The following is a 19,944-nucleotide window of genomic DNA, read 5'->3' as shown; positions in this document are numbered from 1 at the left end:
AGTGCCGTCATGGTGTCGATCCCGTGGGGACGGGCGAGCCGTTCTGCGACTGTGAGCCCAGGTTGTCCCCGGTCTTCAGGGTGTTCGGGATCAGGGTGGTGAGGTTGATCCCGATCGTGCCGTCCGGGTACACACCGTACGCCGACACCTGGAAGCCGGTCGGCACGGTCCGGTTCCCGTCATAGACCGGTGTCACCGAGTACATGACGTCCTGCCCCGACATGACCGCGTCGTACACCTGCTTCTCGTAGCTGTACATGTGGTCGTCGCCCTGGTCGGAGCCGCGCTGCTTGGCGTTGGCCCCGCGCGAGCAGGTGGCGAGGTTGCGGGCGTCCGTGCCGGAACCGCTCAGCTTGTTGCCCAGCAGATGGCAGTTGTTGACGTTGGTCTGCGGGACCAGGCCCTTGCTCTGGGCGAAGTCCTGCGCCCAGCGGTAGCCGGGCGGCAGCACGCTGGACGTCGGCGTGCCCTGGTGGCTGTTCAGGTAGTCCTTGGTCAGGCAGGCGTCGACGCCCTGGGCCCGGTTGCCGTTCGCCGCGTCGGTGTCCTTGTAGTTGACCCAGCCGTCGCCGCAGTTGCCGCGCCGGCCGTCGTCGTCGGGCACCGGTCGCGGCACGCGCCTCGGGTCCGGTGCGGGCTCCTCCTCGGTGTCCTCGTCCGCCTCGTCCCGGGTGCTCTCCTGGATGCGCTCCGCGACCTGGGTGGCCACGTAGGCGACGGCGGCGACGACCGCGACGACCACGACCGCGACGACCACCGCTTCGACGACGGCCGCGAGGCCCACGGCGGCCAGCGCGATCGCGAAGAAGTGCCCGTCGATCTCCACGTTGCTGATCGGGTTGCCTCCGGTGAAGGCGTACCGGTTGCCCGTGAAGGGGTCGTTGCCGAGGTTCATGTCGGCCAGGGCGCCGTTGTACATGTCCCGGGTGGTGAAGCGGTTCAGACCCGGGTCGTAGTCACGGAAGCCCATGTCGTAGGTGCCGGAGTTGGTGTCCCACCGCTTGGCGTTGTAGCGGTAGGGGTTGTACTCCTCCTTCTGCGGGTTCGCCGGGTCCGGCTTGTCGATGCCCGTGAACTCCGTGGCGTCGGCGTTGCCGTAGGCCGTGTAGCCGTAGGTGGCCCGGGTGTCGCCCTTGTCGTCGGTGAGCGTCTCGACGTCGGTGTGGCTGTTGTAGCCGTAGTAGGCGTCCTCAGACGTCCCGTCGTCCTTGTGCGTGATCTGCGACAGGCGCTCGCCCCACGGGCTGTACTGGTAGGACTTGGTGAGCTTGCCGGCGACCTCCTCGGTCAGCACCTCCTGGGACAGGCCCAGGTAGTGGTAGTCCGTGGTCTTGCCGTCGGCGGTCTTGGACGCGGTGCGGTCGAGCGGGTCGAAGGTGTACTTCGTCGACTTCATCGCGCCGGTCGCGTCCATCTGCTGGGACTCGACCACGTGGTCGAACCCGTCGTAGACGCTGCGGGCGACGACCTTTCCGTCGCGGGAGTACGACTCCTGACGGCCCAGCGGGTCGTAGGTGAAGGACGTGACGGACCCGGCCGTCGTCGAGGTCTGCAGCCGGTTGCGGTCGTAGCGGAACTCCGTGGAGACGTCGCCGACCGACTGCTCGATCACATTGGCGTTGTCGTCGTGGACGTAGGTCTCCGTGGTGGCCCCGTGACCGGTCTTGACCGCCTTCGCGATCCGGTCGACGGGGTCGTACGCGTAGTCCGTGGTGGACTCCAGATACGCCGCGTGGTCGTCGGCGTTCATCTTCTTCGACGCGTCCTTCGCCTTGTTGCCGTTGGCGTCATAGGCGTAGGTGTGCGAGGCGACCAGCGTGCCGTCGGACTTCTTCTCGGTGGTGGTCTTCACCGCCCCGTCGAGGAAGTAGGTGGTGTCGACGGTGTTGCCGTTGTCCTTGACCTGCCTGCCCACCTGACCGCGGTCGGTGTAGGTGTAGGTGGACACCTTCGGGTCGGTGTCGCCGGGCGAGGTGCCCACGGAGACCGACTGGACCTTCTCCCTCAGGTCGTAGGTGTACTTGGAGAACTGGTCGGGATGGGTGACCGTCTCCGGCTGGTCGTTGGGGTCGTAGGTGTAGCTGGTGGTCGTGGTCTCCGCACCGGCGAGGGACTCGGTGATCTTCGAGACCTTGTTCACGTCGGTGTAGGAGATCGTGTACTTGTCGGTCTTCGCGCCGGGCGACAGGTCGTCGATCAGCGAGAGGTTGTCGTTGAGGTCGTAGGCGTAGCGGAACTGGTGCTTCTCCGCGTCGACCTCGCCGGACAGGTCACGGACCAGCTTCACGCCGTCGGCCACGACGGGGCCGTCGGCGCTCGTGAACAGCTCGACCTTGCCGGGCGCCGCCCGGGTGAAGTCGTAGGAGCCGAGGCTCACCCAGGTGCCGGCCGCCGTGGACTGGTCGACGGTCTTGTCGGCGCTGCCCTGGGCGTGGGTGACACGGTACTTCGCGGTCTTGCTGGCCCCGCTGGTCTGCGGGAACTTCACATAGGCCGTGTACGTGCCGTCCTTGGGGATGTCCAGCGTCCAGGTGAAGGAGTCGGCGCCGGCGCCCGCCGCGTGGACGCGGTGGTCGTATCCCTGCTGGCCGGTCTGGCTGCCCGTGCTCCAGGTCCCGGTGGAGGCGGTGTGCTGGAAGTCGGAGTTGTCGACGAGCGGGACCGCGGTGCCCACCGGCACGCCGTCGTCGGTCTTCTCCTTCAGCTTGCCGTTGGGGTAGTAGCTCCAGCCCATGGTGCGGCTGACGGACCCGCCGGCCGAGGTGAGCGTGCGGGAGGTCTGCAGGCCCAGCTCGTTGTACTCGTAGGAGGTCTGGATGTCCCACGGGTCGGTCGACGTCCGTGCCCAGCCGTTGTCGTAGTAGGTGTACTCGGTGTCGTTGCGGACGCTCTGGCCCTGCGACGGCGGCAGCGAGGTCCGGGTGACCCGGCCCGCCGCGTCGTAGAACGTCTGCGTGTAGACGTTCGGGCTGTTGTAGCGGCTGTCCGACGGGTCGTACGGCAGGTACTTCTTCACCGGCCGGTTCAGCGCGTCGTACTCGGTGCGCGCGGTGAAGTCGTCCTCGTTCGCCGTCTCGGTGCCGCGCGGGGTGATCGTCCGGATGACGTTGCCGACCTGGTCGTACTCGGTGCGGGTGGTGCGGTAGACCGTGCCGGAACCGGAGCCGTCGTGCGGCACCTTCACCTCGGTCTGCTTGCCCCGCTCGTCGTAGCTGATCAGGGTCGTGCTGCCCGCCTGGTCCGTCTCGGAGACCGGCAGCGAGTCCTTGTCGTAGCTGCGCGAGGTGGTCTTGCCCGCGGAGTCGGTGACCTTGGTGAGGCGGTGTTCGAGGTCGTACTCCATCGTGGAGGCGAAGTCGTCCGGGTCGGCCGTGCGGTTCTTCTTCGGGTCGACGACCCTGACGTTGTTGCCGACCTCGTCGTAGCCGTACGAGATCTTCTCCCCGAGGGCGTTCACCACATCGGTGACCTGGTAGATCTCGTCGTAGGTGTTGGTCGTGGTGTAGTCGTCCGGGTCGGTCGCCGTCGCCGAACCCTTGGGCTCGGTCGTCGACTTCAGATGCCCGGTGCGGTCGTAGGTGTAGGTGGTCTTCCGCTCCGGCGCGGTGTCGGAGTCCTTCGGCGCGACCGCCTCGGTGATCTGGTCGGCCGCGTCGTACACGGCCGTGGACACCGCCCCGTTGGGCGCGGTCGCCCTGGTGACGTTGTCGTTGGCGTCGTACACCGGGGCCGGCGTGGTGATCAGGTCGTTCTTCGCCTGGTCCTTGGGGACCGTGCGCACCAGCGGGCGGCCGTAGGTGTCGTACGTCTGCGTGGTCTTGTGCTGGAGCGGGTCGAGGACCTCGCGCACCTTGCCGCGCTCGTCGTAGGTGTACGCCGTCGTCTCGTCCAGCGCGTCCGTGATCTTCGCCGGGTAGCCGGTGGGACCGAACTCGCTGTTCCTCGTGGCGTGCCCGTTGGCGTCGGTCGACGTGGTCAGCTGGCCGTAGGAGTCGTACGCGTAGCGCGTGGTGTAGTCGCCGTCCTCGGGCGTGGAGACGCCCTTGGGGTCGGTGACCGTGGTGAGGTTGCCGAAGGCGTCATGGCCGAAGCCCCAGGTACGGCCCTGCGGCGACGTCTTGCGGACCAGGTCGGCGGAGTAGCCGTCGAGGCGCTTGACGTACTCGAACTGCTGCGAGTTCACCGGGTACCTGCCCGGAGCGCAGTCGCTCTGCGGCGGCACCCCGCCCTGGTTCTGCTCGGCGGTGCGCTTCCACAGCGGATAGCCGGTCAGCGGGTCGTAGCAGTACGCCGTCTTCGCCCCGTTGGCCTCCTCCATGTACGTGACGTTGTTGTCCGCGTCCCAGGCCAGCTTGGTCACCTGCGACTTGGCGTTCGTCGACTGCACCGGACGGCCGTAGTCGTCCGTCACGTACGTCGTGGCGTGGCCCTCGGCGTCGGTGACCTTCGTGGAGGTGTAGCGGGTGTTGGCGGTGTCCGGCGCGTAGGCGAAGTCCGTACTGCCGCCGAGGCGGTCGGTGAGGGTCTGCGTCCACCAGTGATACTTCGGGTCGTCGCCCTCACGCGGGTAGTAGTACGCCAGCGCCGTCGCGTGTCCGCGCGGGTCGGTGATCTTCACCAGCTTGACGTTCTTGTTGCCCTGCGTGGCGTCGTACTCGAAGCCGAACACCTTCGGCTGGGCGGAGCCCGCGCCGTCGGTGAGCTTGGTGAGCAGGCCCTTGTCCGAGTACTCCAGCGTCAGCTTGCGGCCGGAGATCTCGGTCACCGACTTGAGGTGGTCGACGATCTTCGGATTGCCGGTGTCGGCCTTGGTGTAGTACGTGGCGGTCAGCGACTGGCGGCCCGCCGGGTCGGTGATGTACTTCAGGAACTTCGTCGGCTTGTTGTTGGACTTGCGCTCTTCGTACGTGAACGTCTGCGTGTTGCCGTTCTTGTCCACGGTGGAGGTCAGATAGCCGTCGCAGCCGAACAGGAACCGCGTGCCGTCCGGACGGGTCAGCGTCCAGGCGTCCGGTATCGGGTCCTTGTTCGGGGTGCAGTCCAGGCCGGGCTTGGCCGACAGCCGGAAGTGGACGCCCGCGGGCGCCTTCCAGGTGCCGTCGCCCTGGAGCCGGAAGACGTGCGTGGTGCCGTCGCCGTCCGGCAGTCGCACCTCGGTCGGACGCGGGTTGGGGTGGAAGTCCAGCGGGCTGCCCAGCCGGATCGGCCCGGACGCCTGCACGGACCAGCCCGCGCCGGCCACCGTGTCGGAGGTGTCCTGCGTGTTGTAGGCGAAGCGCAGGAAGGTGTTGAGCCCCCGGCCCGGGTTGTTGAAGGCGTTGTACTGCCACACGGCGTTGCCCGCGGCGGTGCTGTTCATCAGGGAAGAGCCCGCGCCGGTGTTGATGCCGCTGTAGGAGTAGAACTTCTCCAGGCCCAGCTGGTCGGAGGTCGGGTCCTCGACGGCGACGCTCTGCCGCAGGCCCGCGATGCCGTCCGTGCCGGAGACCCAGGTGCCGGCCTGGGTGTCGCGGACGTCCCAGATCAGCGCGTAGTCGGTGCGCTTGTTGCCCGCGTCGGAGTTGATCGGTGTCTTGACCCGCGCCTGGAGGGTGACGGAGTCACCGGGCAGCAGATCGGCCGGCAGCGCGGTGAGCACCTGGTTGCCGCCGTTGGTGACATCGCTCCCGTCGGGCAGCTCCCACCGGTAGGTCAGCACGTGCCGGCCGGCCTGCCAGGTGCTCGTGGTGGTGTTGGTGAGGGTGACCTCGACCGTGTGGTCGGAGTTCGGGGTCATCCGCGCCGGGGTCTGCGGCGCGTAGTACGTCGAGTCCGTGGTGGAGTCGATGTACGTCACGGCCAGCCTCGGCCGCAGCCGGGACTCGACGCCCTCGCCGGAGACGAACAGGCTGCGCTCCTGCGGGCCCGCCTCGTCGGCCAGCTTCACCAGCACACCGTGCCCGCTCGCCGGGTCCTTGACCCAGCCCTGCACCAGCGAGGTGACGTCCCAGCCGCGTGCGACGGGGTCGTTGGTGAAGTTGCCGGTGCTCGCCACGGCCGCGCCGGTGTCACCGCCCGCGCCGGTCCACGCCGTGGCGGCGTCGGCCTTCTGCCAGGTGGCGCTCGCCTCGTCGAAGTCCCGCGTCAGCGGCCGCAGTTCGTACTGGGCGCCGCCGGAGGTGGTGGTCGTGGAGAACGACCACATCTTCACCTGGGCGTCCACCACGCGGGCGGTCGCCGGGACGCCGAGCGCGGGGAAGCGGGCCACGGCCCGGCTGGTGCCGTAGGTGGCCGAGTTGTTGCCGACCATCAGCCAGTTGTTGGCGACGCCGGCGTCCAGGATGGTGTCGTGCGCCGTCGTGGGCTGCGCCGCGGTGAGCGTGGTGTCCTGGGACGCCTCCACCAGCTTGGTGATGCGGCCGGCCTTGGGCAGCCGCACCAGCTGCGTGGGTGCCGGGATGACCTGTCCGTCCCGGGTCTTGACCGCGATCATGTAGTAGTAGGCGCGGCCCAGCGGGTCTGCGTCGTCGGCCCGGGTCGGCACGGCCGAGGAGTCCGTGTACGCCGTGGTGCCGGGCGCGACGGGGGCGACCAGCGTGGACTGCGACGGCGTGAAGTTCTGGAAGACCGAGCGGTGCACCTGGTACTCGACGAGGTCGTCGCCGAGGTTGGCCGACGGGTCCTGGTACGCGGACCAGTCCAGCTCCGCGCCGGTGGCGTGGATGGTGGTGGGCGCCGCGAGGTCCACGCCCTGCCGGCCGAAGGTGACCACGAGCCGCGGGTAGGTGGCGTGCTCGCCGCCGTAGGCGTACTCGCTGCCCTCGTAGCGCGGTCCGCCCTTGGGGCCGGTGGGGCTCTCGTCCCCGGCCTTGATGACGAAGCCGTAGTTGGGGTAGGTGCCGTCGACCCACTGCTGGACGGTCCTGGTCACCGGGAAGGAGTGCCAGGTGTTGGATTCCTCCGGCCGCTTGGTGACGACGCCGCCCTTGGTGAAGCGGACCGCGTCCGCGATCACCGAGGTGGAGGTGGAGGCGGGCCCGTCACCGAGGACGACCTTGCCCAGCGTGCCGGCCTTGAAGGGGTGGCTGCCCAGCGTCTTCCACACGCCGGCCGAGCCGGCCCGCTGGTCGACCGTGTACGTCTTGCTGCCGCCGTCGTAGGTCACGGTGTACGGCGCGGACGTGGCCCGGTCCTCGGCGGGCACGTAGTGCGCCTCGACCTGGTAGGTGCCGTCCTCGGGGAGGCTGGGCTGCCAGGTGTAGGTGTCGCCGGCGACGGAGTCCTTGTTGTACAGGTAGTCCTTGTTGACCGCGTACTGCGTGTAGGCGGTGTTGCCGGACGCCGGCCAGGAGCCCTTGGCGGCCGTGGTGCCGGTGTCGCCGTCGTCGACGACCACGGACGTGCCGGACAGCTCGCCGGTGATGCCGGAGGCGCTGTTCCAGGTCGCCGTGGACTCGTCCCAGGCGGCGGTGGCGCGGTGCGCCTCCAGCTGCACCTCGCTGGAGCTGGAGGTGTGGGTCTGGTCGTAGTAGAGCTTCAATTCGGCCGAGTCGACCTTGGTGCCGGCGGGGATGCCGGTCACCGGGAACCGCAGCAGGGCGCGGGAGCTGCCGGTGCTGGTGTTGCCGACGGACAGCCGCCAGGAGGAGTCGTAGTTCTCCGCCGGGCCGTCGGAGGAGATCATCACGTCCTGCGCCTGCGAGGGCGGCGGCGCGACCGTGATGGTCGGGTCGATGGTCACCGGGTACTGCCGCTCGGGTGCGGACAGCCAGCGTGCGTCGGGGGTGACGGTCACCGTCCAGCGCTTGCCGTCGCGGGTGAGCTGCTGGCGTACGGCGGTGCTGTACCGGGTGCCGTACGGGGACTCGGCGTCCTTCTTCGCGTCCGTCATGAACGCGGGCGGGAGTTCCAGCACGGGCGAGTCGCCGTCGCCGTAGAGGCGGATGGCGCCGTCCTTGCCGGCCTTCGGGGTCAGTCCGCCGGTGTCGAGGGTGAAGGTGAAGACGGGAGCCGTGGCCGGGCGCTGCCTGACGACGATGTTCTCCTTGACCCGCCCGGGCCCGACCTCGTACACCAGGTCGGTGCCGGAGACCGCGTCCTGGTAGGTGACGGTGTTGCCCTCGGCCTTCGGCGCGAGGGCGCCGCCGGTGCCGCGCAGGCCGAGGGTGACGACGTGGCCGTCGGCGGCCTCGAACCGCACCAGCCGGTCGGACGCCGTACCGAAGTAGCTGCGGCCGGTGTTGGTGGTGTTGGCGAAGGCGTAGCCCGGCTTGGCGGCCGCGGTGACGCCGGAGTCGATGCTCTTCCAGGCCTTCCCGGCCCGGTAGGCGGTCGGCACCGCGGAGACCTCGGCCTGCACCCGTCCGTCGGACATCCGCCAGTAGCGGGCGAACGGCGTGCGGCGGGTGGTGAGTTCGGCGACACGCGTGGCCTTGGGGGCCTTGGCGCCCTTGGGGAGCTTGTCCCGGCTGGGGAGGGCCGGGTCCCCGCCGGTCTTCGGTGCCTTCGGTGTCCGGAGGCCGCCCCCGTCGTCGTCGGAGAACCAGCCCTTGATGGTGTCGGCGATGCTTGTGCCGTCGGTGTCGTCCCCGGAGGCGGCGAAGGCCACCTGCGGGGTTAACGAAACGAGAACGGCGGACGCGGCCGTCACGGCCACGGTCCGCATGCGTCTGACGTGCCGTTGTCTGTGTCTCACACCCATCCCCTCGTCACTGTCGCGGCGCCGCCGCGACCTCGGTGCCGCCGATGATCGAGAGGTCGTCTTGAACATGTCAACCGATTGGACATAGGGGAGATTCGGTGATTTTTCGAGCAACTGGAGGGGAGTTGCCGGCGTATTGCCCGACTCTGCGTGGAGGTCCCCCTTTCGCGCCCGGGTTCTTGCGAGGCTTTGGCAATCTGTTTGATCCAGGTTCAACCGGCAGTCGTCGCCGGAGCCGTGTGCCGTCCCTAAGGTCCCTGAGCGTTGCGAAGAAAGGGACTCATGAGCAGCACACCTCTCGTGGTCCAGGCTCGCGGGATCACCAAGTGCTTCGGTGACGTCGTCGCCCTCGACGGCGTCGACCTCGATGTGACGCGGGGTCAGATCCACGGCCTGGTCGGACCGAACGGCGCCGGCAAGACGACCCTGCTCGGCCTCCTGCTGGGCCTGGCCGTCGCCGACGGCGGCAGCCTGCACATCCTCGGCACGCCCGTCGGCCGGGCACTCGCCGCACCCGACGGGGTCGCCGGGTTCGTGGACGGGCCCGGGCTCTACCCGTCCCTCACCGCCCGCCAGAACCTCGCCGCGCTGGCCGCCCTGCGCGGCGGCGACGCGCGGACGGCCGGCCTCGACGACGTCCTGGACCAGGTCGGCCTCACCGACGTCGCCGACGACCGCGTCCGGGGGTTCTCGCTCGGCATGCGGCAACGGCTCGGGCTGGCCGCCGCGCTGCTGACCCGGCCCCGGCTGCTCGTGCTCGACGAACCCGCCAACGGCCTGGACCCCGCCGGCACCCGGCACGTGCGCGGCGTGCTCACCCGCCTCGCCGCCGAGGGCACCGGCATCGTGCTCTCCAGCCACCGCATGGACGACCTGGAAGCGCTGTGCTCCGAGGTCACCATCCTCGCCACCGGACGCGTCGTCTTCTCCGGACCGCTCGGCAAACTCGCCGCCGAGAACGACGCACTCGACTACCGCCTGCTCACCTCCGACCCGCGGGCCGCCCGCCGACTGGCCGACGGCGCGAGCGGAGTCCACGTCGCCGACGACGCCGTACCGCGCCACGACGGTGAGGCGATCGTCGTGCGCGCCGCCGTGCCGGCCCTGGACGCGCTGGTGTCCGCGCTCGTCCACGCCGGCGTCGCCGTGCGTGAACTCGCCCCCGTGGTCTCGCCGCTGGAAGCCGCGTTCCTCGCCCTCACCGAGCAGCGGCAGGAGGCCGGCCGATGACCGCGACCGTCACCCGTGACAGCGTTGCCATCACCCCGCGCGTGTCCGTGTCCCGCGGCTACCGCTTCGAACTGGTCAAACTCCTCTCGCAGTGGCGGATCCGCCTGCTCGTCCTCGCCTGCTGGCTCGCCCCGGGGCTGTTCGTCGCCGCGGTGAGCGGGCAGAGCACCCTGCCCGTCGACACCCTCTTCGGCCGCTGGATGCACGCCACCGGCTGGGCCGGGCCCCTGGTGCTGCTCGGCTTCGCGGGTACCTGGGCGCTGCCGCTGCTCACCTCGGTCGTCGCCGGTGACGTGTTCGCCGCCGAGGACCGGCTCGGCACCTGGCGCCACCTCCTCGTGGCCGTGCGCTCACCCCGGCGCATCTTCGCCGCGAAGGCCCTGGCCGGACTCACCGTCATCCTGCTGATGGTGGCCGGGCTCGTCGTCTCCGGCGTCGCCGGCGGCCTCCTGGCCGTCGGGAACCAGCCGCTGGTCGGCCTCGATGGCCATCTGCTGACCCCGGGCGACGCCGCCGCGAAGGTCCTGCTCGCCTGGGCCTGCGCCCTTGCCCCGACCCTGGCGCTGGCCGCGATCGGACTGCTCGGGTCCGTCCTGCTGGGCCGTTCCCCGATGGGGCTGCTGCTGCCCGCGCTCGTCGCCCTGGCGATGCAGCTCGCCCAGATGCTGCCGCTGCCCGTGGCCGTCCGCCTGGCCCTGCCCGGCTACGCCTTCATCTCCTGGAACGGCCTGTTCACAAGCCCGGGCCAGCTCACCCCGCTCCTCATCGGCGTCGCCGTGAGCCTGGTGTGGGCAGTGACCGCGACCGCCGCGGCGTATGTCCTCTTCCTGCGGCGGGACTTCACCGACCCGGCCTACGACGGATCGGCCCGCCGCGCCCTCACCGCCGGCGTGCTGCCGCTCGTCGCGCTGGTCGGCGCGGGCGCGGCCGTGGTCGCCGCGACGACCGGCGCCACCGGCTCCGGGATCGAGCAGGACAAGCTGCAGCGCTCCCTCGCCGCCGAGTTCGCGCACCTGTACCGCATGCAGACCGAGCAGCTCAACCGCCCGGATGTCACCGAGGCGGCGCTGAAGGCCACGGCGGCGTGCACCAAGGGCAGCCTCAAGGTCGCCGCCGAGGGCCCGGGCAACGACTGGCGCTGCGTCGTCACCTGGCACCTGCCCGGCGTCCAGGCCGCGGGCCAGGCCGTCTACCAGCTCGACGTCACCGCGGACGGCCGCTTCATGGCCGACGGCGACGGTCCGAAGGAAGTCAACGGCTACTTCCTGGTGCGCACCGCGACCGGTGACGCGCCCAACCCCCTCTGGCAGTTCGACGGCAACGTCGAGCTTCTCCCCGCCACCTCGAAGGGATGACTCCATGCAGGTAACACGCCGTCGCAGGCGTGTCGAGAAGGACACCCCCGGCCTTCTCGCCAGACACATCGGCCAGCGGATACCCCTGGTCACGGCGGGCTCCACCGCCCTCGCCGTGGTGGCCGCTGGTGTCGCCTACGCCCAGACCCACCAGTTCGGCACCGACCAGGTCGGCCAGACGACCGATCGCGGCCAGGTCGTCTCCAGCGACCAGTACATCGCCCCGTACGGCGACCGCCTGGTCATCAACAACGGCAAGATCATGTCGTCGTCCGTCAGCCCGGACGGCACCCACCTGGCCGCCGCGATCACCGACGGCGGCGCCGCGCTGGCCCTCGTCGACCTGAAGAACTACCAGGTGCAGCAGGTCGTCGGCACCGCAGCCGCCTCCACCCCGCGCCTGAAGAGCAACAGCGTGGGCCAGGAGGGCCCCACCTACTCGCCCGACGGCAAACAGCTGTGGCTGGGCCAGACCGACGGCTACACCCGGTTCACGGTGAACCCGGACGGCAGCGTCACCAACCCGGTGCCGGTCCCGATCCCGGCCGACGGCACCAAGCACGCGCTGGTCGGCGAGCCGGTGTTCGCGGCCGACGGCTCCACCGTGTACGCCGCCGTCAACGGCCAGAACCGGGTGGTCGCCCTCGACGCGGCGACCGGCGCGATCAAACAGAGCTGGGCCGTCGGCAACGCGCCCCGCGACCTCGTCCGGGTCGGCGACAAGCTCTACGTCAGCAACGAGGGCGGACGCCCGGCCAAGCCCGGCGAGACCACCATGAACTCCTACGGCACCCAGGTGCCGGCCGACCCCAGGACCGGTGCCACCACCACCGGCACGGTCAGCGTCATCGACCTCGCGCACCCGGACGTCGCCCCCGCGAGCATCGACGTCGGACTGCACCCGACGGCCCTGTACGCCAAGAAGGGCGCGCTGTTCGTCACCAACACCGCCACCAACGACGTGTCGGTCATCGACACCGCCCGCGACAAGGTCGTCCAGACGATCGCCACCCAGCCGTGGCCCGAGGCGTCCGTGGGCTACGAGCCCGACGCGGTGACGCTCACCGACGACGGTCACCTGCTGGTGACGCTCGGCCGCGCCAACGCCGTCGCCGTCTACCGGTACACCACCGCGCAGGAGCCGGTGAGTTACGTCGGCCTGCTCCCGACGGACTACTTCCCCTCCGAGATCGCCACCGTCGGCGACCAGGTGTACGTCTCCAACACCCGCGGTATCGACGCCCGCCGGCCCACCACCAAGGCCGGCCACGCCACCCACGACACGACGTCGAGCGTGCAGCGGTTCACGCTGCCCGACGACAGCGTCATCCGCTCCCAGACCGCCAAGGTCTTCGAGCAGAACGGCTGGACCGGCGGCCGGGTCGCGTTCAGCCAGGCCCGCGACCAGGCCAGGCCGATACCGGTGCCCGTCCGGCTCGGCGACCCCTCGACGATCAAGCACGTCTTCCTCATCGTCAAGGAGAACCGGACCTACGACCAGGTCTTCGGTGACATCCCCGAGGGCAACGGCGACCCGTCGGTGACGCAGTTCGGCGAGAACGTGACGCCCAACCAGCACGCGCTGGCCAGGCAGTTCGGCCTGTACGACAACACCTACGACATCGGCACGAACTCCGCCGAGGGCCACAACTGGCTGATGCAGGCCGACGACCCAGAGTACACCGAGTCCTCGGCCGGCGAGTACCAGCGCAGCTACGACACCGAGAACGACGCGCTCGGCCACCAGAGGTCCGGCTTCATCTGGACGGGCGCGCAGGCGGCCGGGAAGACCGTCCGCGACTTCGGCGAGTTCCAGTCCATCGAGAGCAAGCCGGCCGGCGCGACCTGGCAGAACCTGTACTGCGACGCCAAGGACATGGCCGCCACCGGCAAGCCGACCGCCTACCCGATCCAGACCGGCTCGGCGATCCCGTCGCTCAACGCCGTCTCGGCGCCCGGCTTCCCGATGTTCGACCTCGACGTCCCGGACGTCTACAAGTACGAGATCTGGAAGCAGGACTTCGAGAAGAACGGTCCGGCGAACCTGAACATGTTCTGGTTCTCCAACGACCACACCGGCGGCCCGGCGAGCGCGACGGCCCAGGTCGCGGACAACGACCTCGCGGTCGGCCGGATGGTCGACACGATCTCGCACAGCAAGTACTGGAAGGACTCGGCGATCTTCGTCGTCGAGGACGACTCCCAGGCCGGTCTCGACCATGTCGACGGCCACCGCGCCCCGATCCAGATCATCAGCCCCTGGGCCCGGCACGGCGTGGTCGACAGCCACTACTACACCCAGATCACGATGATCCGGACCATCGAGCAGATCCTCGGGATCCACCCGATGAACCAGAAGGACAGCGCGGCCACCCCGATGCGCGGCACCTTCACCCAGCACCCGGACCTCACGCCGTTCACGGCGCTGCCCAACCGGGCCTCGCTGACCGACGGCCTGAAGACCCCGCCCCCGTGCGGCACCGACACGCCGGCCCCGCAGAACCCGCAGGCCGCGGCCGTGCCGTCGGCGAAGGTCCCGGCCGACAAGGAGCAGCTCGCGGCCGAGTGGGACGCCTGGAAGGCGAAGCAGCGCCTGACCGGTCCGCACGCGGTGCCGGACTTCGCCAACCCCGCGCAGATGAACCACTTCACGTGGTACCAGACGCACGAGTGGAAGAAGCCGTACCCGGGCGAGAGCAAGATCTACGCCCCGCAGGACGTGCCCGGCGCCGCCATCCCGTCGGCGGAGTCCGACGGCTGACCCGGATGCCGTGAGAAGGCCCGGGTCGGCACTTTCCGCCGACCGGGGCCTTCGACGTACGGGACCGGTCAGGGGTGCCGGGCGTGCACCGGGTCGTGGGCGACCTCGTCCGGGCACTTCCCGCGCGGCCCGTTGGCGCACCGGTCGCGCCGCCAGTCGAACGTCGCCAGCGCCAGCGAGGCGAGCATGCCCACCAGTGCCGCGGCCAGCGCGGTCACGACCGCGCGGCGGTAGTCGTCGTCGCGGCCCAGCACCAGGTAGAACAGGCCGGGCAGCGCCGCCGTGCCCACGGCCGCACCGAGCCGCTGCCCCGTCTGCAGGGCGCCGCCCGCCGCGCCGGCCATGCGCACCGGGACGTCCCGCAGGGTCAGGGTGATGTTCGGGGAGACCACCAGACCACTGCCGACGCCCCCGACGAGCAGCAGCGGGGCCGCGATCCACGGAGCGACGTCCAGGGGCGCGAGGAGCAGCAGCAGCGCGGTGCCGCCCAGGCCGACGATCACCCCGGCGAGGCCGCACACGGTGAGCAGCCGCCCGAACCGGTCCACCAGACGGCCCGAACCCACCGCCGCGCACGCCGAGCCGAAGGCGAAGGGCGTCACGGCCAGACCCGAGCGCAGCGGCGAGAAGCCGAGGCCGTGCTGGTAGAACAGCGCGAAGACCAGGAAGACGCCGCTGAAGCCGACGAAGTACAGCGTGCCCACGGCGGCACCGGCGGCATACCCGCGCACGCTGGTGAACAGGCGGGGATCGAGCAGCGGCTGGGCGCCCCGCGCGACGAGCCGGTGCTGCCAGAAGGTGAAGAGTGCAAGCACCGCCGCGCCCACCGGGAACAGCCACCACACCCGGCCGATGCCCCCGGAGTCCGCCTGGACCAGCGGATACATCAGCGCGAGCACACCGAGACCCAGCAGCACCACCCCGGGCCAGTCCACACGCCCGCGACCCGAGCGCCGGGTCCGGGGCAGCAGCCGGCGGCCGAGCAGCACGGCCAGGATGCCGATGGGCACGTTGACGTAGAAGATCCACCGCCAGCCCTGCGCGCCGGACGCCAGGGCCAGGATGGCACCCCCGGTGATCGGGCCGGCGGCCGCGGAGACACCGACGGTCGCGCCGAAGAAGCCGAAGGCGCGTCCGCGCTCGGCGCCGCGGAACATCTGCTGGATCAGCGCCGAGTTCTGCGGTGCCATGAACCCGGCCGCCAGCCCCTGGGCGAGACGGGCCACCACCAGCAGGGTGATGTCGGGGGCCGCCCCGCAGGCCGCGCTGAAGAGCACGAAGCCGCTCAGGGCCAGCAGGAAGATGCGGCGCCGGTCCAGGGCGTCCCCGAGGCGGCCGGCCGTGACCAGGGCCAGCGCGAAGCTGAGGGCATACCCGGAGACCACCCACTGGACCTGCGCCGGGGAGGCGTGCAGGTCGTGCTGGATCGTGGGCAGCGCGACCGCCACGATCGTCACGTCGAGCAGGCTCATGAATCCGGCCACCAGAGTGACCCACAGGGCCCGCCAGCGGTGCGGGTCGGGCCGGTACCCGGTGTCCGGGTTCCGGTCGCTCGCCGCTGACGCCCGTGCTGTCACAAGGGCTCCTCTCGGTTTGGAGCGTCGGGGAAGGACCAGTGCCGCACCCCGGGGACGAATCAGGTTCCCCCACCGGGGTACGGGCACACACCCCGGCCCGCAACCGGAGAGCTCGCGCCGCGATCAGCGGCTCTGGATGGCCGCGGTGGTGAAGAACCCGGTGGCCGCGGCCGAAATCAGGGCGCACAGGGCGAGCAGTGCGGTACGTCGCATGGTCGGTTCCTTTCCTGGGACGGCCCCGGTCCGAAGGACGGTGACCGTGAGGTCGAGGGTGAGGGTGTGACGGGTTCTGCTCAACGCCGGCCGCCGCCGCGCCGCATCGCCGCACCGGCCGCCTCCACTCGAACGGACGCGCCGTGCGCGCCCGCCGTCCACCGGGCGGCCCACCCTGGTGTGACGCCCTTCCTTGCACGCACGGCGCGGATGCGGTGACCTTTCCTCGCACGTTTGGCCGAAGAACCGTTATCCGGTGCTCCCGCAGGGATCTCCCATGTGACGGACCGCAACGTTCGACGTCGAGGACAGGGGAGCTGCGCATGAACACACGGCACACGGTGGAGGTGGCGGCGCTGGTGACCGCCGCCCGGGACGGCGACCAGCAGGCCCAGGACGCGCTGGTCGCCGCGTTCCTGCCGCTGGTCTACAACATCGTGGGCCGGGCGCTGAACGGCTCGGTGGACGTGGACGACGTCGTGCAGGACACCATGCTCCGGGCGCTGGACTCCCTGGACGGCCTGCGGGACGCCGGGAGCTTCCGCTCCTGGCTGGTGGCCATCGCGATGAACCAGGTGCGCGCCCACTGGCAGCGGCGGCAGCCGGCCCAGGGGCCGGTGGAGGAGGCCTGGGACGTCGCCGATCCGGGCGCCGACTTCGTCGACCTGACGATCACCCGGCTGCAGCTGTCCGGCCAGCGTCAGGAGACCGCGCGGGCCACGCGCTGGCTGGAACCCGACGACCGGGGACTGCTGTCGCTGTGGTGGCTGGAGACCGCCGGTGAGCTGACCCGGGCCGAGGTCGCCGCCGCACTCGAACTCACCCCGCAGCACACGGCGGTGCGCGTGCAGCGGATGAAGGCCCAGCTGGAGGCGGCGCGGGTGGTCGTGCGGGCGCTGGACGCGCGGCCGCGCTGCCCGGAACTGCACGCCGACCTGGCCGGCTGGGACGGCCGGCCCTCCGCGCTGTGGCGCAAGCGCGTCGCCCGGCACGCCCGCGGCTGCGCGCGCTGCTCGGGGCTGTGGCAGGGCCTGATGCCGGCGGAGGGGCTGCTGGCGGGCCTGGCGCTCGTCCCGGTCGCCGGCTCGCTGCTGGACCGGGTCCGCTACGCGGCGGACACCGTGGCCCTGGCCGGGTCGGCCGCCGACGCGGTCTCCCCGCGGCCGGGGGGACACCGCGGCGCCAGGTCCCTCACCCGCGGTGCGGCACGCCGCAGACGCAGGCTGCGCCGGCGGGCCGTCGGCGGCGCGGTCGTGGCGGTGTGCCTGGTCGGCGGCGGCCTCACCTACCTCGCCACCCTGCCCGGCAGCGGTACGGCCGAGGAGGAGACCGCCGCGCGCGGCGGTCAACAGGCGATCGCCCCCGACCTGGCCACGTCCGCCCCCTCCGCGACCGGCTCGCCGTCGTCGCCGGCGAGCGCCCGCCCCACGCCGTCTCCGTCCGCGTCCCGGTCGGCTTCGGCCCCGGCCTCGCCGAGCGCGAGCCCCTCCGCCGCACACCGCACGGACACCCCGGCGCCCACCGCGACACGCCCCGCCCGGTCCGCGCCGGCCCCGGCACGGGGAGCGGCCGCCCAGCCGGCCTCCTCGGACCTGGCCGCTCAGGTGATCGCCCTCGTCAACAAGGAGCGGCAGGCGGCCGGCTGCGCTCCGGTCACCGACGACGACCGGCTGCGGGACGCGGCGCAGGCCCACTCCGACGACATGGCCGCCCGCGACTACTTCGACCACGTCAGCCCGGACGGCACCGACCCCGGCGCGCGGATCACGGCCGCCGGCTACCGCTGGTCGACGTACGGCGAGAACATAGCCAAGGGCCAGCAGACGGCCCAGTCGGTGATGACGTCCTGGATGAACAGCCCCGGCCACCGGGCCAACATCCTCAACTGCTCCTTCAAGAACCTCGGGGTGGGCATCCACGACGGGGACGGCGGCCCCTGGTGGACGCAGGACTTCGGCAGCCTGCTCTAGGACCGCCCGCCCCTCACTGCTTGAGCGCGGCCTCGGGACCCATCACGACGACCGGCTCCATGGCGGGGTCCAGGACGCGCAGCAGCGCGAGCACATGGGCCTTGTCCAGGGCGATACAGGCGTTGGTCGGCCCGCCGTGGTCCACGTGCAGCCACACCCCGCCGCCCTTGTCCGCGCCCAGGGGCCTGTCCTCGTCCAGGGGGCTGGTGCCGGGCACGCGGTTGTAGTCGATGGCGATCACATAGTCGAAGGAGCCGTCCAGCGGCTCGCCCAGGTGCCCGGTGCCGGAGGCCGTGAAGCCTTCGTCCTGGTCGTACGGCAGCCGGGCACCCGGGTCGGGCAGCAGACCTCCGGCGTCGCTGAGGCGGAAGACACCGATCGGGGTGCGCAGGTCGTTCTCGTCGTGGTCGTCGGTCCAGCCGCGCAGACCGTTGCGGGCCGGCCACGGACCTGCGACCGCGTGCCAGCCCAGGCCGGGCACCTGCTCGTAGAGCATCACCCGGGCCTCGTTGGTGTCCTCGGTCGCGCCCGTGACGACCAGGGCCTGCCGCGCGGTCGCGGGGATGCGGGCACGCATGACGGGTCCGATGCCGGGAAGGGGGCGGACGGCCGCCCGCGGGGGAGCGGAGTGGGCCCGGGGCCCGCCGGCCGGCGGCGCGGTGCGCGGGGACGGCTGCCCGGTCTGCCGTTCGCACCCGGTGGTGCCCGCCGCCGCGACGAACACGGCGGCGACCAGGAGGGCCAGGGCCTTGCTGCGGTTCACTGCGACCTCCGACGGGGGGCGTGGACGAGTGATGCATAACCACCTCGCCCGCCGGGCTGCCCGCCGACCCGGATTCCTCCCCCGTATGGCGCGTCCGGAGCCGCCGGCGACGGGACCTACGACGGCGGTACGCCGAAGGTCTGCGGCTTCCCCGTCAGCCGTACGGCCTCCAGGGCGATGTACAGCTCCGCCGAGGACCGGGCGTCGGTGGTGGGGCGGCCGGTCAGCTCCGTGACGCGGTTCAGGCGGTACAGGACCGTGTTGCGGTGGCAGTGCATCCGGTCGGCCGCCTGCGTCGTCGAGCCGCCGGCGGTGAACCAGGCGTGCAGCGTCCCCAGCAGCGTGTCCCGCTCCCGCGGCGGCAGGGCTAGGACGGGGCCGAGCACCGCGCGGGCGACCTCCTGGGCGGTGTCGGGGGAGGCGGCCGCCAGGAGCGAGACCGGGGCGCTGCCGTACAGGTGGGTGCCGTGGGTGCCGTACGGCAGGCACTGCACGGCCAGCTGCGCCTGCCGCCACGCCGCGGGGGCGTCGACGGGGGAGGTGAAGGCGCGGCTGACGCCGACCCGGGACAGGTCGATCGCGCTCAGCTGCTCGACCGCTCCCGCGATGGCCTGGTCGTTCGGCAGGGACAACAGCCCCACCCAGGCCCCTATGTGCTCGATCCACTCGGAGGCGATGCCGGCGGCACGCAGCCGGGCACGCACGGCGGTGGGCGGCTCGGTCCGGTCGTGGACCTCCGCGCACACCACCAGGAAGGGCCCCTGCCGGTCCAACTCCAGGACGCGCGCGATCTCCCACGCGCTCGCGCTCGTGCCGGCCCTGCCGTCGAGCAGGGTGGTGAGCATCGTGCCGCGCGCCGCCGCGTCGCGCCGCGACCGCTCCTCGACGGCGGCCCGGTAGGCGTCGTCGGCCGCACTGGAGTACTCGTCGACGGCCACCCAGATGTCGGACGCCATGTGCAGCAGCTGGGCGGTGCTCTCCTCGTCCACGGCGCCGCTGAGCAGCCGGTCCCAGATGAAGCGGCCGGCCAGCCGGTAGGCGTGCAGCAGCGCGGCCAGCGGGATGCCCTGCTCGGCCTTCATCCGGCCCGCGGCCCGGGGCGCGTCGAGTGTGGTGGGTCTGCCCTGCAGTGCGGTGAACAGGGTGGCCAGGTTGTCGCGCACCGCCGCGCGCAGCCGGTCGCGGCCCAGCAGCGTGCTCTCTGCGTAGGCGTGCTCACCGCCGAGGATCTCCTCGGTGAGGTCCTCCGCGAGCCGGTCCACCTCGCTCAGCAGCCGACCGACCTGTGCGACGACCCGGTCCCCGGCCTTCAACTGTGTGGGCACGGGCGCAGTGTAGTGCGGCGCGCTTGTGCGCCCGCACAGTCGCACGCCGCTATTTCCCGCCCCCGGCCCA

8 protein-coding genes are annotated in these 19,944 nt (G+C 71.3%); 4 read left to right on the top strand and 4 right to left on the bottom strand.

Translation table 11 applies throughout. From position 1 onward, the window contains the following. Positions 1-7: 7 nt before the first annotated feature. Complete coding sequence (locus C3489_RS17705; RefSeq protein WP_103782811.1) at positions 8-8,644, bottom strand: DNRLRE domain-containing protein; 8,637 nt, start codon at positions 8,642-8,644, stop codon at positions 8-10. Between the two features lie 318 nt (positions 8,645-8,962). On the opposite strand from C3489_RS17705, the gene C3489_RS17700 reads away from it, so the two are divergent. The 3 genes from C3489_RS17700 to C3489_RS17690 are packed head-to-tail and all read left to right on the top strand — an operon-like array spanning position 8,963 to position 14,026. Then, the gene (locus C3489_RS17700; protein ID WP_103782810.1) at positions 8,963-9,910 is read left to right on the top strand and encodes an ABC transporter ATP-binding protein; all 948 of its coding nucleotides are present in this window, start codon (positions 8,963-8,965) and stop codon (positions 9,908-9,910) included. After that, a complete protein-coding gene (locus C3489_RS17695; RefSeq protein WP_103782809.1) occupies positions 9,907-11,265 on the top strand; it encodes an ABC transporter permease in 1,359 nt (452 codons plus the stop codon). Before C3489_RS17700 ends, C3489_RS17695 begins: the two co-directional genes overlap by 4 nt. Positions 11,266-11,269: 4 nt before the next feature. Beyond that, positions 11,270-14,026 carry an alkaline phosphatase family protein gene (locus C3489_RS17690; protein ID WP_103782808.1) on the top strand — a complete coding sequence of 919 codons (2,757 nt, stop codon included), beginning with the start codon at positions 11,270-11,272 and terminating at the stop codon, positions 14,024-14,026. 68 nt (positions 14,027-14,094) lie between these two features. Here C3489_RS17690 and C3489_RS17685 read toward each other — a convergent pair whose 3' ends face one another. Then, positions 14,095-15,603: an MFS transporter gene (locus C3489_RS17685; protein ID WP_107499745.1), complete on the bottom strand. Its 1,509-nt coding sequence runs from the start codon at positions 15,601-15,603 to the stop codon at positions 14,095-14,097. Between the two features lie 536 nt (positions 15,604-16,139). On the opposite strand from C3489_RS17685, the gene C3489_RS17680 reads away from it, so the two are divergent. Then, a complete protein-coding gene (locus C3489_RS17680; RefSeq protein ID WP_103782807.1) occupies positions 16,140-17,786 on the top strand; it encodes a sigma-70 family RNA polymerase sigma factor in 1,647 nt (548 codons plus the stop codon). Between the two features lie 13 nt (positions 17,787-17,799). On the opposite strand, the gene C3489_RS17675 is transcribed toward C3489_RS17680, so the two are convergent. Then, positions 17,800-18,549 (bottom strand): L,D-transpeptidase family protein, encoded by a 750-nt coding sequence (locus C3489_RS17675; RefSeq protein ID WP_258054749.1) that lies wholly within the window; start codon positions 18,547-18,549, stop codon positions 17,800-17,802. A 116-nt stretch (positions 18,550-18,665) separates the two neighbouring features. After that, positions 18,666-19,874, bottom strand: coding sequence for a CdaR family transcriptional regulator (locus C3489_RS17670; protein ID WP_146075330.1), 1,209 nt, complete (start codon positions 19,872-19,874; stop codon positions 18,666-18,668). Positions 19,875-19,944: the final 70 nt, after the last annotated feature.

The organism is Streptomyces sp. Ru71, assembly GCF_002920535.1.
Taxonomy (GTDB): domain Bacteria; phylum Actinomycetota; class Actinomycetes; order Streptomycetales; family Streptomycetaceae; genus Streptomyces.
This window is presented reverse-complemented; position numbering and strand designations above follow the sequence as displayed.